This window comes from Shewanella putrefaciens (assembly GCF_016406305.1).
Classification (GTDB): domain Bacteria; phylum Pseudomonadota; class Gammaproteobacteria; order Enterobacterales; family Shewanellaceae; genus Shewanella; species Shewanella putrefaciens_C.
In genome coordinates this window covers 3,158,309-3,171,829 of the sequence record NZ_CP066369.1, presented here as the reverse complement: position 1 = coordinate 3,171,829, position 13,521 = coordinate 3,158,309, and the positions used below count along the sequence as shown (strand labels likewise).

The window sequence follows — 13,521 nt, the reverse complement described above, 5'->3', positions numbered from 1 at the left end:
AAATATGACCGATCTAAATATGACCGATCTAAATATGACAGAGCTTAATAGTGGTATTTATTACGGCACAGTATCCCACAGCCGTTTTACACCAATTAAACATAGCTTTAGTTATGCCATGGCGCTGCTGGCGATTGACTTAGATGAAGTCGATAGGATTAGTGCTATGGGGCGAATTTTTGCCAGTCAACGCCGCGCTTTATTGAGGTTTAATCCAAGGGATTATTTAACGACTTTTACGAGCAAATCCAATCATAGTGGTGAAGTGGCTGTTGTCGATCCGAGCGCCGCGGCACTCAAGAGTCGCGTACTGGCGCAAGTGGCCGAGTTAGGCGCAGATAAGCTGTGTAATAGAGTCTTGTTTGTGGGGCAGATCCGCCATTTCGGCCTGTATTTTAGCCCGGTTAATTTCTACTTTTGTTATCAAGATCAAACGCCTTTATATATGTTGGCCGAAGTGAGTAACACGCCTTGGGATCAGCGCCATTGCTATTTAGTGGATTTAGCCGCGCCTAAAGCTTCAGATAAAGTGTTTCACGTTTCCCCCTTTATGACCCTAGATATGCGTTATCTCTGGCATGTGTCTGCGCCGGGTGAGGTTTTAAATATTGGTATTGAAAACAAGTCGATGCAAGAGAATGGCAAAAAACTGTTTAATGCCAATCTTGTGATGAAACGCCAACCGATCACGGCGGCCAATTTACGGACGCTATTGTTTCGCTTCCCTTTTATGACGCTCAAGATCTTCTTCGGAATATATTGGCAAGCGTTAAAACTCTTCTTCAAACGTGTGCCCTTTGTGCCGCATCCAGCTCAGATGGAGAAATAACATGGAAAATACGGCTTCGCAAACCTCAGTCACCACAGGGAAACTGCCCGACAGTATTGCGCGTAAAGTCTTGCTTAAGGCGCTGGAAAGTTTGCCCCACGGCTGCTTGACCTTAGTTGAGGGCGACAAGAGTTATCGTTTTGGTGAGAGTCATAGCGATTTACACGCGACACTTGTGGTTAAACACCCAAGTTTTTATCGTCAAATCATGCTTTCAGGCTCCATTGGTGCCGGTGAAGCTTATATTCAAAGCCATTGGACGAGCCCAGATCTCACCAAAGTCGTGCAACTGTTTGCCCGCAATTTAGCCTTACTCGATAGGATTGAAGCCAAATTCTCTTGGTTAACTGGCATGATAAACCGTGTGAAGCATGTGCTTAATCGCAATTCTCAAGAGGGCTCAAAGCGCAATATTCTCGCCCATTATGATTTGGGTAATGCCATGTACGAGCAATTTCTCGACCGTGAAATGTTGTACTCGAGCGCGCTTTATCCCCACGAGAAAGCCAGCTTAGAAGAAGCCCAGCAGTTTAAGCTAATGACTATTTGTGAACGCCTCGATTTACAGCCAGGGCAAACCTTACTTGAGATCGGTACTGGCTGGGGCGCGCTGGCTATCTATGCGGCAAAACATTATGGCGTACAGGTAACGACAACCACAATTTCAGATGCGCAATACGCCTATGCTAAAGCCCGCGTCGAACGTGAAGGGTTAAGCGATAAAGTGACACTGTTAACCGAGGATTATCGTAATCTCACTGGCGAATACGACAGGGTTGTTTCTATCGAGATGATTGAAGCTGTGGGGCATGAGTACATACCAGGCTTCTTTAAAAAGCTGCAATCATTGTTAAAACCCGATGGGCGCATGCTGCTACAGGCGATAACGATTGCCGATCAACGTTATGACAGCTATCGCAAAAGTGTGGATTTTATTCAGCGTTATATTTTCCCCGGTGGTTGCTTACCCTCAGTGAGTCAAATGGTCGGCCATATTGCCAAACAGACGGACATGGTGGTCTGGTCGCTCGATGATATGGGGCTCGACTACGCCAAAACCCTGAGGCACTGGCATGAGAATTTCGATCATGCCGTTGATGAAATCCAAACCCTAGGTTATGGCGAAGACTTTATTCGTATGTGGAAATTCTACCTAAGTTATTGTGAAGGTGGATTTTTAGAGCGAACCACAAGCACTGTGCATTTAGTGGCTGTGCGTCCGGACTACCGCATTGCTAGCCATCATTTCCCTAGCCCTAATGCAACGTAATTTTTTTGATTAAGCAACACTTTCGTGGAAATAACCATTTTCGCTGGAATGAGCCGCTTTGTTTACAGCAAGATAAATGTGAGGCAAAGATGAAGTCTGTGTTAGCTAACTCTCGGGTTTCTCTTAAACATCAGGGCTTTATTCTCTATAACGCCCTGAGTTTTCAGCTGGTGTGGTGGTCTAGCGTGCTTTGGCTTAACAGCTCACTGCTGCTTACTATCCCTTTGTTATTGATTCACTTTATCTTGTTAGCCGCCTTAGGTAAGCACGAGTATCGCAAAGTGGATTTGCTATTAATGCTAAAGGTTGCAGCCTTAGGAATTGGCGTAGATACCGTACTTGCTGTTTTAGGGTTGTTTGAGTTTGCTTTTTTCCCCTGGTGGCTTGGCTGTCTGTGGCTGCATTTTGCTTTGACCTTGAATCATAGCTTGGCCTTTATGCGGCCTTTACCGCTGATATTTCAGGCGTTACTCGGAGGCATATTTGGCGGGTTAAGCTATTTAGCGGGCGCAGAGTTTAATGCCGTGAATTTACCCTATGGTAATGTCATTTCTGCTTTCGTGTTATTTTTTGTTTGGTTGGTCTTGTTGCCATTTTTAATCCAACTTGCTAATCCCTATGGATTTAATCGAAGTACCAAGGCCCGTAGATTTACGGTATTGAACTCAAGCTGTTTATGTTTATTGGCGCTCGGTTTATTAACTGCGCCTTTAACAAAAGTAGAGGCCAAAACCTCTAGTGTTGAAAACAGGACTCTAGAGTTGACTGATGCCGGTGTAAGGCTGACGTTTTTAGAAGTGGGCCGCGCAGAAATGGATTGGCTGTGGTTTAACTTGTATAGGGCGAGACTGCTGACGCTAACTGGCCATTATCAAGAGGGGCAATATCCACAGCTGTTAGATATTGAATATTATCGCGATATTGATGCTGAAGATCTGTTAGAGGCGACAAAAGATCAATGGAAACATCTAGGGTTTGCCGAGAATGATATCCAGCGTTGGTTGGGTTTATTAGATGCGACTTGGCCGGATGTGAAGCAGGGCGACCATTTAAGTTTTAAAGTGATAGATGGAAAAACGAGTCAATTTTTCTTTAATAATCAACCGCTTGATGTTATCCATGATGCCAATTTTGCTGGCGCATTTTTAGCGATTTGGCTTTCGAAAGACACTAGTCGTCCGAGTTTGCGGGCGCAATTACTCGGAGAGAAACCATGCGATTGTTGAAACGACTTATCGGCCGCAAGCTATTTTTAGGCCTGATAATGATAGGGTTGTTATTTGGTTGTTCATCTGTGGAAGTGACTGATTATAAAGACACTCATCCGACACTGGTGTTGGAATCATTTTTTAATGGGCCATTAAAAGCCTCTGGGATTGTGCATGATTTTAGTGGCAAAGTGATCCGTAAATTCAATGTCATTATGGAAGCCAGTTGGCAGGGGAGTGAGGGAGTCATTAATGAGTGGTTTGTCTATGATGATGGCGAAACTCAAACCCGTGTGTGGCGTATTAAAGCACTAGGGGAAGGGCGATACTCAGGAACCGCGGGTGATATTATTGGCATCGCCGATGGTCAATCTAGCGGCAGTGCGCTACGTTGGAAATACGACATGTTATTGCCCGTAGATGGTGAGGAATATCAAGTACATTTCGACGATTGGATGTTCTTAGTGAATGACAATACCATTATTAATCAGAGTGATATTATCAAGTTTGGCATCACAGTCGCTAAGGTCACTTTAGTCATTCAAAAATAATGCCCCAACATAGTGATTAGGATTTTTAGCTTAGAAACAACAATGTGGTTAGGTGAAAATGGCAACCTCAATTAAGTATTGAGGTTGCTAGGGGAAATTAAAGATCTAACCCGCTTGGCGACTGTTATCGACGGATTTTTTATCGTAATACTCGAAGGGAAACAGATTACGGATCCTTTGCTTCATATTGTCACTTACATTGGCGGAAATATGTAAGCGCACATCTCCAGATTTTTCAGCCCTTACAGTGCAGGTCAATTTTTCAACTTTAGCTATGTGGCGACATTCGCGCTCGAAGCGCTCTGGGATCTTGCCTTTATGCTGGGTCATACGGCCATCTTTAAAATGCATTTCAAAAATTGTGAGCCCCTTTTTGCCGCCAAATATCAGTTTGTAAACCAGAAATAAACCAATCACAACAAAAATGAGTTTGAAAATATCGGCTGTCATAACGCCTCCTATCTTATGTTTATAAGGCAAAGATACTCTGGAGTGGGGTGTTTTAACAGTGCGCTAACACGCAATTTTGCATTGGCTATAAAAGGATTTCAGTCTAGACTTAATTGGCTAAGGAAAAGTAACCCCCAGTTAAGGAAAACGCCATGTACTTATCAAATGCAGACCGTTGGTCATTACTATGTAAGAAGCAAATCGATGTACTCGATAAACTTTCTATGCATTTCCCCGAGAGAAAAGCACATCTTAGTGAGCTCACTCAAGGCTGGCGCCATGTTCAACATCAAGTTCAAGCCGGTGATAGGCCTATGCCACTCGAATTAAACAAATAAACTGACAGTAAGTCAGTTGTGCTCTACGCTGGACATTTCAAATTTCAGATACAAAAAACCACTCAATGAGTGGTTTCGTTGTTTATATGGTGCCGGCACCAAGAGTCGAACTCAGGACCTACTGGAATTATCGAGAGTAAGTCAGTTGCGCTCTGCATTGAGCATTTCAAATTTCAGATACAAAAAATAGATACAAAAAAACCACTCAAGGAGTGGCTTCGTTGTTTATATGGTGCCGGCACCAAGAGTCGAACTCGGGACCTACTGATTACAAGTCAGTTGCTCTACCAACTGAGCTATGCCGGCTAAACTTTTACTGCAAAACTGTTACTACAAAATAATGGTGCCCGAACCCGGAATCGAACCAGGGACACGAGGATTTTCAATCCTCTGCTCTACCGACTGAGCTATTCGGGCAACTAAACTAAGCGTTAGTCAACTACTTCAAACTAAGGCTTTAGACCCTGTTTGTTCGAAGTGCGCGTATAATATAGTGCTCGCTTTGGCTGTGCAAGCCCTTTGTTAGGCGACTGATTAACTATTAAACAAAAAGCGAGTATTTATTTGTTTCGACAATTTTATCTTACTTTGATTGCTGAAAAATTTAGCATTTTGGCGGTAATGGATATTTTGATGCTCAATTTTCTGCCATCAGAACTCAAAAAGCCACTCATTGAGTGGTTTCGTTGTTTATATGGTGCCGGCACCAAGAGTCGAACTCGGGAGCTACTGGAATTATCGAGAGTAAGTCAGTTGCGCTCTGCATTGAGCATTTCAAATTTCAGATACAAAAAAACCACTCATTGAGTGGTTTTTTTGTTTATATGGTGCCGGCACCAAGAGTCGAACTCGGGACCTACTGATTACAAGTCAGTTGCTCTACCAACTGAGCTATGCCGGCTAAACTTTTACTGCAAAACTGTTACTACAAAATAATGGTGCCCGAACCCGGAATCGAACCAGGGACACGAGGATTTTCAATCCTCTGCTCTACCGACTGAGCTATTCGGGCAACTAAACTAAGCGTTAGTTGACTACTTCTAACTTACTGCACAAGGCTGTCTTGTTCGAAGTGCGGCTATATTAGCTAGGGAGTTTCACCTCTGCAAGTGCTTTTTCCCGACAAACAACTCGTTCGGCTGTTTAATGCGCATCTTGGGTGTTTTTTATCTCTTATTCTGCGAATTAACGCCAATTTCATTGGTTAACTGTATTTTTCAAGAAAGAGAGATACCGATGTTTACTATAGGTTTGGGCTCACAGAGCATGATTTCTGGCTTACTTTCTAAAATTTCGAAAGATATAAGCGATTTTTACTGATTTTAGTTTTTAAATTTAGACTTATGATAATGAAAATTATTTCATCGATAGATGGATATCTCGGGGTATGGAGTCGCAGTATGTTTCGAAATAGTCAGTTGGCTTATGGATTGATTGCCATGGTGACTCATTGGGTGAGCGCGTTAGTCGTCATAGGTTTGTTTGCAGTCGGTGTGTGGATGGTGGAGTTAACCTATTACAGTGCTTGGTACAAGACGGCGCCGCATCTACATAAAAGTATTGGGATTTTATTGTTAGCTTTAACTGTATTTCGTTTGTTATGGCGCTTAGTAAACCCTAAGCCCGCACCAGAGGCGAATCATCAACCTTGGGAGGTCAAGGCGGCACATATAGCGCATTTCGCCCTTTATAGCTTAATGCTGGTGATTATGTTTACAGGGATTTTAATTTCAACGGCTGAAGGCCGGGGGATTATGGTTTTTGAGTGGTTTGAACTCCCAGGCTTTGGACCTTTATTTGAAAACCAAGCCGATATAGCGGGCGATATCCACCAATATGCGGCCTACAGCTTGATGGCACTCGTCGTGATCCACGCTGCTGGTGCATTAAAACATCACTTTATCGATAAAGATGCAACTCTACTGAAAATGATTAAATTTAATCGAGGATAATATAATGAAAAAGCAATTGTTAAGCGCACTGATAGGTGCATCTCTATTGGTTCCAATGGCGGCGAATGCTGCTGACTATGTGATTGACCGTGAAGGGGCGCATGCTTCAATTACTTTTAAAGTGAATCACTTAGGCTATAGCTATGTGGTTGGTCGTTTTAATGATTTTAGCGGCGACTTTAGCTATGACGCTACTAAACCGACTGAAGCTAAAGTGAATGTAACTGTGAATACTTTAAGTGTGGATTCAAACCACGCCGAGCGTGATAAGCATATTCGCAGCGAAGATTTCCTCAATACTGGCAAATTCGCTAAGGCGACTTTTACATCTACTGCGGTGGAAGATAAAGGAAATGGCGATTTAGTGATTAACGGTAACTTAACCTTAAATGGTGTCACTAAACCATTAGCGATCAAGGCCCATGCCGTAGGTGAAGGTCAAGATCCTTGGGGGGGCTATCGTGCAGGTTTTACGGGCACAACCACGTTCGCGATGAAAGATTTCGGTATCAAAATGGATTTAGGCCCAGCGTCTAGCCATGTTGAGTTAGATTTAGTGGTTGAAGGCGTGCGTAAGTAACGCTTTATTCTGCCATTTAGAGATATAAAAAGCGCCGAAAGGCGCTTTTTTGTGGGTTTTATTGTTAGGTTAAAGCAAGAATTAATCTTGATCTTTTTCAGGTACAAAACCTTCAATTTCAACGTCTTTCCCTTCGAATAGGAAAGAGGTCATTTGTTCCTCAAGAAATTTACGATCATCAACATTCATCATGTTGAGTTTCTTCTCATTGATCAGCATGGTTTGCTTTTTTTGCCATAGGCCCCAAGCTTCTTTGCTGATGTTATCAAAAATACGTTTACCTAAATCACCTGGATACAGTTGAAAGTCTAGGCCGTCGGCTTCTTTATTTAAATATACGCAATTGACTGTACGCGCCATGATTATTCCTTACTGACTGCGGATTGAACGAGTGATCCCAAATTGGCTAGCACGCGCTCGGTGGCGGCGGCGAGTCCCACTTTGGAAGGATGACTTATGTTATACCAGAGAGACTGGTTTTGTTCCATGACAGCGCCCACGGTCTGTTTATTGCCGTGAGTTTTATCTAAGTTGAGCATCATGGGCTGAATATCTAAATGAAAGTGGCTGAATGTGTGTCTAAAGCCAGTTAACCATTCGAGTTGCTGCGCAGCAAACCCTTGATCTTCAAGATGAGTTTCAAGTGCAGCTTGGGTAGCGAATTCAGGGAAGCACCAAAGTCCACCCCAAATGCCCGATGGTGGACGTTTAGCTAAAAACACTTGGTTATCTTGCATCAGCACTAACATCCACGCCGCTTTGGTCGGTATGGTTTTTTTAGGCTTTTTGCCGGGGAAATCGGTTTGTCTGCCCATGAGTTGAGCTTTGCAATCAATAGCGACTGGGCAAGCTGCGCAGTTGGGTTTGCTACGGGTGCAAATACTGGCGCCGATATCCATCATGGCTTGATTATATTTCTGAATATCCTGCTGCGGCGTCAATGTATTCGTTAGTTGCCAAAGCTGTTCTTCAACGGTTTTTTGCCCCGGCCAACCTGCTATTGCCCCGTGTCTTGCTAACACGCGTTTTACGTTGCCATCGAGAATGGGGTGATGTTGCCCAAGGGATAGTGACAATACTGCGCCAGCCGTTGAGCGGCCGATGCCGGGTAGAGCGAGTACTTGCTCAAAATCCGTTGGAAATAATCCCTGATAATCGTCACGGATCATCTTGGCTGCTTTATGCAGATTACGCGCCCTAGCGTAATACCCAAGACCGGTCCAATGGTGTAATACTTCATCGTCTGGCGCGTTAGCGAGTGCTAACACATTGGGGAAACGTGCCATAAATTTAAGGTAATAGGGAATAACAGTCGCAACCTGAGTTTGTTGCAGCATGATCTCAGAAACCCATACGCTATATGGGGTTTTATCCTGCTGCCATGGGAGGGTTTTACGACCGTGATTGTCGTACCAAGAGACGATACGTGTAGCGAAGGAGGCTGTAGATTTCATCGGCGCAGTGTAGCGGCAGACGGCCTGTTAGACAAGCTAGAAAATGCAACCCGATAAAGCCTAAAACGATGAAAATGACGGCTAGATTCGCTCTCACGGATAATCTTGATATACTTCGCTTCCATTAGTGCTTGCACTGTATGTTGAACTTTGGATAATGCCCTTCTTTTATGATGGTGCTGTCCACGAGACGAGGCAAAAATGAGCGAAGTCACTACCGCTGAATTTAATGAAGAAGGCAAGTATCTGCGTAAGATCAGAAGCTTTGTCCTAAGAGAAGGTCGCCTAACTAAGGGGCAGGCACATGCCATTGAAAGCCAATGGCCAACCATGGGCTTAGATTACAGCCCAACGCCATTGAACCTGAGCGAGATTTTTGGTCGTGAAGCCGATACAGTGCTGGAAATTGGCTTTGGTATGGGCGCCTCTTTAGTGCAAATGGCAAAAGAGTCTCCAGAGCAAAATTTCATTGGTATTGAAGTACATAAACCCGGTGTTGGTTCTTGCTTAAGCGATGCGGCCATTGCGGGTGTGACAAATTTACGTGTGTATCATCACGATGCCATGGAAGTATTAGAGCATGCGATTGCCGATGGTAGCTTGGCCCGTGTGCAATTGTTTTTCCCCGATCCTTGGCATAAAAAACGTCACCATAAACGCCGCATAGTACAAGCGGAATTTGCTGAACTCATTCGCCGCAAGCTGAAAATTGGCGGTGTGTTCCATATGGCAACGGATTGGGAAAATTATAGCGAGCACATGCTCGAGGTAATGAATGCGGCGCCCGGTTATAAAAACCAATCGAGTGACGGCACTGTTGTACCGCGTCCGGATCACCGCCCATTGACAAAATTTGAAGCCCGCGGCCATAGATTGGGTCACGGTGTATGGGATCTGATGTTCGAGCGTATCGCTTAATTTCGAACTCAATTTTTAGCTAATTTTTTAACACAACGGGGAAAATCACTATGGCAACTAATCGTAGCCGTCGTTTACGTAAGAAAATGCGCGTCGATGAATTCCAAGAGTTAGGTTTTGATATGACTTGGACTTTTGATGCATCAGTATCTGAAGCCGATATCGATGCAACTGTGGATAAGTTTATCGATGAAGTGATCGAAGCCCGCAAATTAGGTTTCCACGGCGGTGGTCATATCGAATGGGAAGGTATTATCGCCACTCAAAGCATTGGCAAATGTACCGAAGAAGATATTGCTGCAGTTAAGGCATTCTGGGCGAACCAAAAAGTGTCTCAGGTTGAAGTTAGCGAACTGTACGATATTTGGTGGAGTTAATGCCCGAGTTGGCATTACTTGAGGAAGTGGTCGACAAAGTTCGACCCTTGCTCGGCCAAGGAAAGGTTGCAAATTATATCCCCGCACTGGCCAACGTCGATGCTGGTAAATTAGGCATTGCCGTCACGACTGTTGACGGTGAAACCTTAGGTGCGGGCGATTACCTTGAGCCGTTTTCAATTCAAAGTATCTCTAAAGTTTTCAGCTTAACCTTAGCCTTAAACTTATATGAAGAGGCAGAGATCTGGAGCCGTGTCGGCAAAGAGCCTTCGGGCCATTCCTTCAATTCTCTTGTTCAAGTCGAGTTAGAACGTGGCAAGCCGCGCAATCCCTTTATCAATGCTGGCGCGTTAGTGATTGCTGACTTATTGCAGAGCCGTTTAGGTGCGCCTAAACACAGAATGCTTGAGTTAGTCAGGCAACTCAGCCAAAACGATAAAGTGTGTTTCGATAAACAAGTAGCAGATTCAGAATATCAGCATAGTGCGCGCAATGCGGCTATCGCTTATTTGATGAAGTCATTTGGTAATTTTCAAGGCGATGTTGATACTGTGCTGCGCACCTATTTTCATTATTGCGCCTTGAAGATGAATTGTGCTGACTTGTCTAAGGCCATGTTGTATTTGGCGAATCGTGGCAAAACTGTGGATGGCACTGAGCTGATTTCTCAGGTGCAAACTCGGCAGCTTAATGCCCTGTTGGCCACCTCGGGCTTATACGATGGCGCGGGTGAATTTGCTTATCGTGTCGGTATGCCGGGAAAGAGTGGTGTTGGTGGCGGGATTATTGCGGTTATCCCTGGCGAGTTATCCATATGTGTCTGGTCTCCTGAACTCGATAATCAAGGTAACTCCCTTGCGGGTACGGCCATGCTCGAGCATCTAAGCCAGCGTCTTGGTCGATCTATTTTCTAGTTCTACCTCTTGTTTTAATTAGCACTAGTAGGCTAAAAGTTAGTGAATTTCACTACTGACTTTTTAGTGCTAATTTAATAAGCAACTAATTATCAATACCTTAAATAGTTGGCATGTCTTCTGCTATTCATCTTTCAGTTGTTAAATTTTATCGATCTTCATATCAAAGGATGACCAAAAATGAAAATAAATAAACTGATGATGGGTTTAGCTGTGTCGGGGATGATTTTCACTGTATCTGCTATACAACTCGCCCAAGCGAAAACTGAGCTAGATACCGACGACCGCTGTGACGTGTCTTTAAATTATGATGTGAAGATCGAACCTAAAAAATTAGTTATGAGCGAGAAGGGTACTGAGAAGTATCGCATCGAAGCCGATAAGTTATTTGTAGAAGGCAAACAAGTCGATTTAACCGATAAGCAAAAAAAGTTAGTGACTCAATATGCCGATGAAGTATCGACTCAAGTGCCAGAAGTGATTGAACTTGTGAATGAAGCTGTTGCTCTTGCTTCCCAAGCTGTGAGCATGGCCTTAACCCCTCTAATGGGTGATGCGGCCGGTGCCAAATTTGATGAAATGATGGCCGGTGTGCAAAAACGGGTTGATTCAGTGGCCTATAAACATGGCGATAGTTTCTATTTAGGTGCAACGGAAGACTCGATGCAGACTACATTTAACGATGAATTCGAGCAGGAAATGGAGCAAATTGTTCAGAATTCAGTTGGCACTATTATGATGACCATAGGTGGCCAAATCATGTCCGGCGACGGTGAGAACTTTGAAGCCAAGATGGATGCCTTTTCCAAAAAAATGGATAACCTTGGCCAAGATATAGAGCAACAAATTGAGGCGCAATCTAAGGGAATAGAAGAAAAAGCCGACCGTTTGTGCGGCCGATTTGAAGAGCTGTTAGTGCTTGAAAACCAATTGCGCAAGGAAGTACCTGAATTAGCCTCCTACGCCTTGACACAAAATGCATCCGGTGAGCTACGTCAATGACAGTTCTGTGAGTGACCATTCACTTTAAGCCCCGACTTTGAAACCCAAAGCCCTAGCTACGGTAATCGTACTAGGGCTTTGACGTTATAGGGGAATATTTGAATTGATATGAGCTATACGCTGGCGCTTGCGGCTATTTAGCATGGAATGTTACAGTCTAAAGACTAATGTTTGATATACTCTTAAAATATAATGAAAAGCTGGCAATTCAGTCAGATAAAATACTCTACTTCAGCGGACTTTTTCGGTCTAAACCTCTGCAATAACCACATTTTTCCATGGGATGTTGATGCAAAGGTTGAGTATGCAACTGTTTTATGCTGCATTCCTATGTTATACCGAAAGTTAATATCATTGTCGTAAACTGCTTAAGGCGACTTTCAATGTTAGAACTGTTAGAACCTATTGCGATTTTTACTCATGTGGCCAGAGCTGGTAGTTTTAGCGCCGCCGCAAGAAGGCTTGGGATCTCTAAGTCTAAGGTCAGTACGCAGGTAGCCGATCTTGAACATAGACTCGGTGTTCAATTAATCCAACGTACCACTCGAAGCTTAAGTCTGACTGAAGCTGGACACTTGTTATATCTGCAAGGAGAAGAGCTACTGCGTGATGCGGAGCAGGCTATTGCAAGTGTTCACAATTTGAACGATGCCACCCGTGGCGTGCTAAAGGTGGGTATATCCCAGTCTTTTGGTGCAATGCATATTATTCCAGCCTTACCATCCTTTATGGCGAAACATCCAGAGCTAGAGTTGCAGGTGAGTTTACTCGACCATAAGGTGGATGTGGTGAGTGAAGGTCTTGATTTACTGCTGACTATGTCAGAGCAATTGCCTTTAGGAATGGTGGCAAGACCCTTAATGAAGTGCCAATTTCTCCTCGTTGCTTCCCCTGATTATGTCGCCAAACATGGGGAGCCGACTCGCCCTGAGCAATTGGTTGATCATAATTGTTTAGTCTACCAAGGCGAGTGGCATGAACACAGTATGTGGCAATTTAGGAAGGGAGATGACTACTGTGAAATCGGGGTGTCTGGGAATTTCAGGGTCGATAATGCCCCAGCATTAAAATCGGCGGCGATTAGTGGCCTAGGTATAGTGTATTTAGCCAGCTATTTGATGGAAGATGAAATTACTAAGGGGACCTTAGTGCCCTTGTTAAAGGATTGGCAATTGACCCACCACTTGCCTTTGCAAGCGGTTTATCCGCGCCGTAAGCATCTCGCACCTAAGGTCAGCGCTTTTATCGAATTTATTAAAGATCACATTGGAAACCCGCCCTATTGGGATATTCCCTATGCTGAACTCTTTAGCAAGCGTCAGTAAAAGTGAAAACATTGTTCTCAAAAACGACCTTGTGTAGATCTTGTTGGTTTTTGATGTGAATTTAAACTTTAAAATCAATCGCTTGCATTTTATTTGCACCTGTATTTGCGTTCGGTTTTTTAGGCTTTACTAAAGCATAAGTATTAAGTGTGCTTGAACTTTGTTCTTATTTGAATACAATGGCGACAGCTGATTTGGAATGACCTGAGTCCTATACTGATATTGGAAATGACCCCTTTTAATATGAGTGTACAGGTCGGCAGAAATGCAGTTCTAGATCACCGCCAGCAGAAGTTTTCGAACTAAAACAATGTTGGCTTTTAAACCATCATCCTAGTTTTTGGTTTACCTCA

General features: G+C 43.8%; 15 protein-coding genes, 4 tRNA genes and 1 pseudogene. 13 read left to right on the top strand and 7 right to left on the bottom strand.

The annotated features are described in order from the left end of the window. The first annotated feature begins 4 nt into the window (after positions 1–4). The 5 genes and pseudogenes from JFT56_RS13840 (at position 5) to JFT56_RS13825 (ending at position 3,858) form a co-directional block, all read left to right on the top strand. Positions 5–829 (top strand): DUF1365 domain-containing protein, encoded by an 825-nt coding sequence (locus tag JFT56_RS13840; protein ID WP_198783582.1) that lies wholly within the window; start codon positions 5–7, stop codon positions 827–829. Position 830: 1 nt separating this feature from the next. Beyond that, entirely contained in the window at positions 831–2,099 is a 1,269-nt protein-coding gene (locus tag JFT56_RS13835) for an SAM-dependent methyltransferase (RefSeq protein ID WP_198780637.1), read from the top strand. A gap of 89 nt (positions 2,100–2,188) precedes the next feature. Then, a pseudogene (locus JFT56_RS20045) lies at positions 2,189–2,758 on the top strand (DUF2878 domain-containing protein); the annotation flags it as partial. After that, positions 2,759–3,325: a chalcone isomerase family protein gene (locus tag JFT56_RS20040; RefSeq protein WP_420136026.1), complete on the top strand. Its 567-nt coding sequence runs from the start codon at positions 2,759–2,761 to the stop codon at positions 3,323–3,325. Beyond that, the gene (locus tag JFT56_RS13825; protein WP_198780636.1) at positions 3,313–3,858 is read left to right on the top strand and encodes a DUF3833 domain-containing protein; all 546 of its coding nucleotides are present in this window, start codon (positions 3,313–3,315) and stop codon (positions 3,856–3,858) included. Before JFT56_RS20040 ends, JFT56_RS13825 begins: the two co-directional genes overlap by 13 nt. 105 nt (positions 3,859–3,963) lie before the next feature. Here the strand turns inward: JFT56_RS13825 and JFT56_RS13820 are convergent, their stop codons facing one another. Further along, positions 3,964–4,308 (bottom strand): DUF3634 family protein, encoded by a 345-nt coding sequence (locus JFT56_RS13820; protein ID WP_198780635.1) that lies wholly within the window; start codon positions 4,306–4,308, stop codon positions 3,964–3,966. A gap of 152 nt (positions 4,309–4,460) precedes the next feature. On the opposite strand from JFT56_RS13820, the gene JFT56_RS13815 reads away from it, so the two are divergent. Continuing rightward, on the top strand, positions 4,461–4,646 hold the full coding sequence (locus JFT56_RS13815; protein WP_198780634.1) for a hypothetical protein: 186 nt from the start codon (positions 4,461–4,463) through the stop codon (positions 4,644–4,646). Between the two features lie 230 nt (positions 4,647–4,876). Here the strand turns inward: JFT56_RS13815 and JFT56_RS13810 are convergent. The 4 genes from JFT56_RS13810 to JFT56_RS13795 form a co-directional block, all read right to left on the bottom strand. Further along, positions 4,877–4,952, bottom strand: a tRNA-Thr gene (locus JFT56_RS13810). A gap of 35 nt (positions 4,953–4,987) precedes the next feature. Beyond that, positions 4,988–5,063, bottom strand: a tRNA-Phe gene (locus JFT56_RS13805). Between the two features lie 408 nt (positions 5,064–5,471). Further along, positions 5,472–5,547: transfer RNA gene (locus tag JFT56_RS13800), tRNA-Thr, on the bottom strand. A gap of 35 nt (positions 5,548–5,582) precedes the next feature. Continuing rightward, positions 5,583–5,658, bottom strand: a tRNA-Phe gene (locus JFT56_RS13795). Between the two features lie 388 nt (positions 5,659–6,046). Here JFT56_RS13795 and JFT56_RS13790 point away from each other — a divergent pair. Continuing rightward, complete coding sequence (locus JFT56_RS13790; RefSeq protein ID WP_198780633.1) at positions 6,047–6,598, top strand: cytochrome b; 552 nt, start codon at positions 6,047–6,049, stop codon at positions 6,596–6,598. Between the two features lie 4 nt (positions 6,599–6,602). Then, complete coding sequence (locus JFT56_RS13785; protein WP_198780632.1) at positions 6,603–7,178, top strand: YceI family protein; 576 nt, start codon at positions 6,603–6,605, stop codon at positions 7,176–7,178. Between the two features lie 81 nt (positions 7,179–7,259). On the opposite strand, the gene JFT56_RS13780 is transcribed toward JFT56_RS13785, so the two are convergent. Then, a complete protein-coding gene (locus JFT56_RS13780; RefSeq protein ID WP_011788659.1) occupies positions 7,260–7,538 on the bottom strand; it encodes an oxidative damage protection protein in 279 nt (92 codons plus the stop codon). 2 nt (positions 7,539–7,540) lie between these two features. Next, positions 7,541–8,632, bottom strand: a complete 1,092-nt coding sequence (gene mutY, locus JFT56_RS13775; RefSeq protein WP_198780631.1) for an A/G-specific adenine glycosylase — start codon at positions 8,630–8,632, stop codon at positions 7,541–7,543. Positions 8,633–8,833: 201 nt separating this feature from the next. Between mutY and trmB the strand changes: the two genes are divergently transcribed. The 5 genes from trmB (at position 8,834) to JFT56_RS13750 (ending at position 13,168) form a co-directional block, all read left to right on the top strand. After that, positions 8,834–9,550 (top strand): tRNA (guanosine(46)-N7)-methyltransferase TrmB, encoded by a 717-nt coding sequence (gene trmB, locus JFT56_RS13770; protein WP_198780630.1) that lies wholly within the window; start codon positions 8,834–8,836, stop codon positions 9,548–9,550. Between the two features lie 50 nt (positions 9,551–9,600). Then, positions 9,601–9,927 carry a YggL family protein gene (locus JFT56_RS13765; protein ID WP_198780629.1) on the top strand — a complete coding sequence of 109 codons (327 nt, stop codon included), beginning with the start codon at positions 9,601–9,603 and terminating at the stop codon, positions 9,925–9,927. Then, positions 9,927–10,841, top strand: a complete 915-nt coding sequence (gene glsB, locus JFT56_RS13760; protein ID WP_198780628.1) for a glutaminase B — start codon at positions 9,927–9,929, stop codon at positions 10,839–10,841. Before JFT56_RS13765 ends, glsB begins: the two co-directional genes overlap by 1 nt. Before the next feature lie 180 nt (positions 10,842–11,021). Beyond that, complete coding sequence (locus JFT56_RS13755; RefSeq protein ID WP_198780627.1) at positions 11,022–11,843, top strand: YggN family protein; 822 nt, start codon at positions 11,022–11,024, stop codon at positions 11,841–11,843. Between the two features lie 383 nt (positions 11,844–12,226). After that, the gene (locus tag JFT56_RS13750; protein ID WP_198780626.1) at positions 12,227–13,168 is read left to right on the top strand and encodes a LysR family transcriptional regulator; all 942 of its coding nucleotides are present in this window, start codon (positions 12,227–12,229) and stop codon (positions 13,166–13,168) included. Positions 13,169–13,521 lie beyond the last annotated feature (353 nt).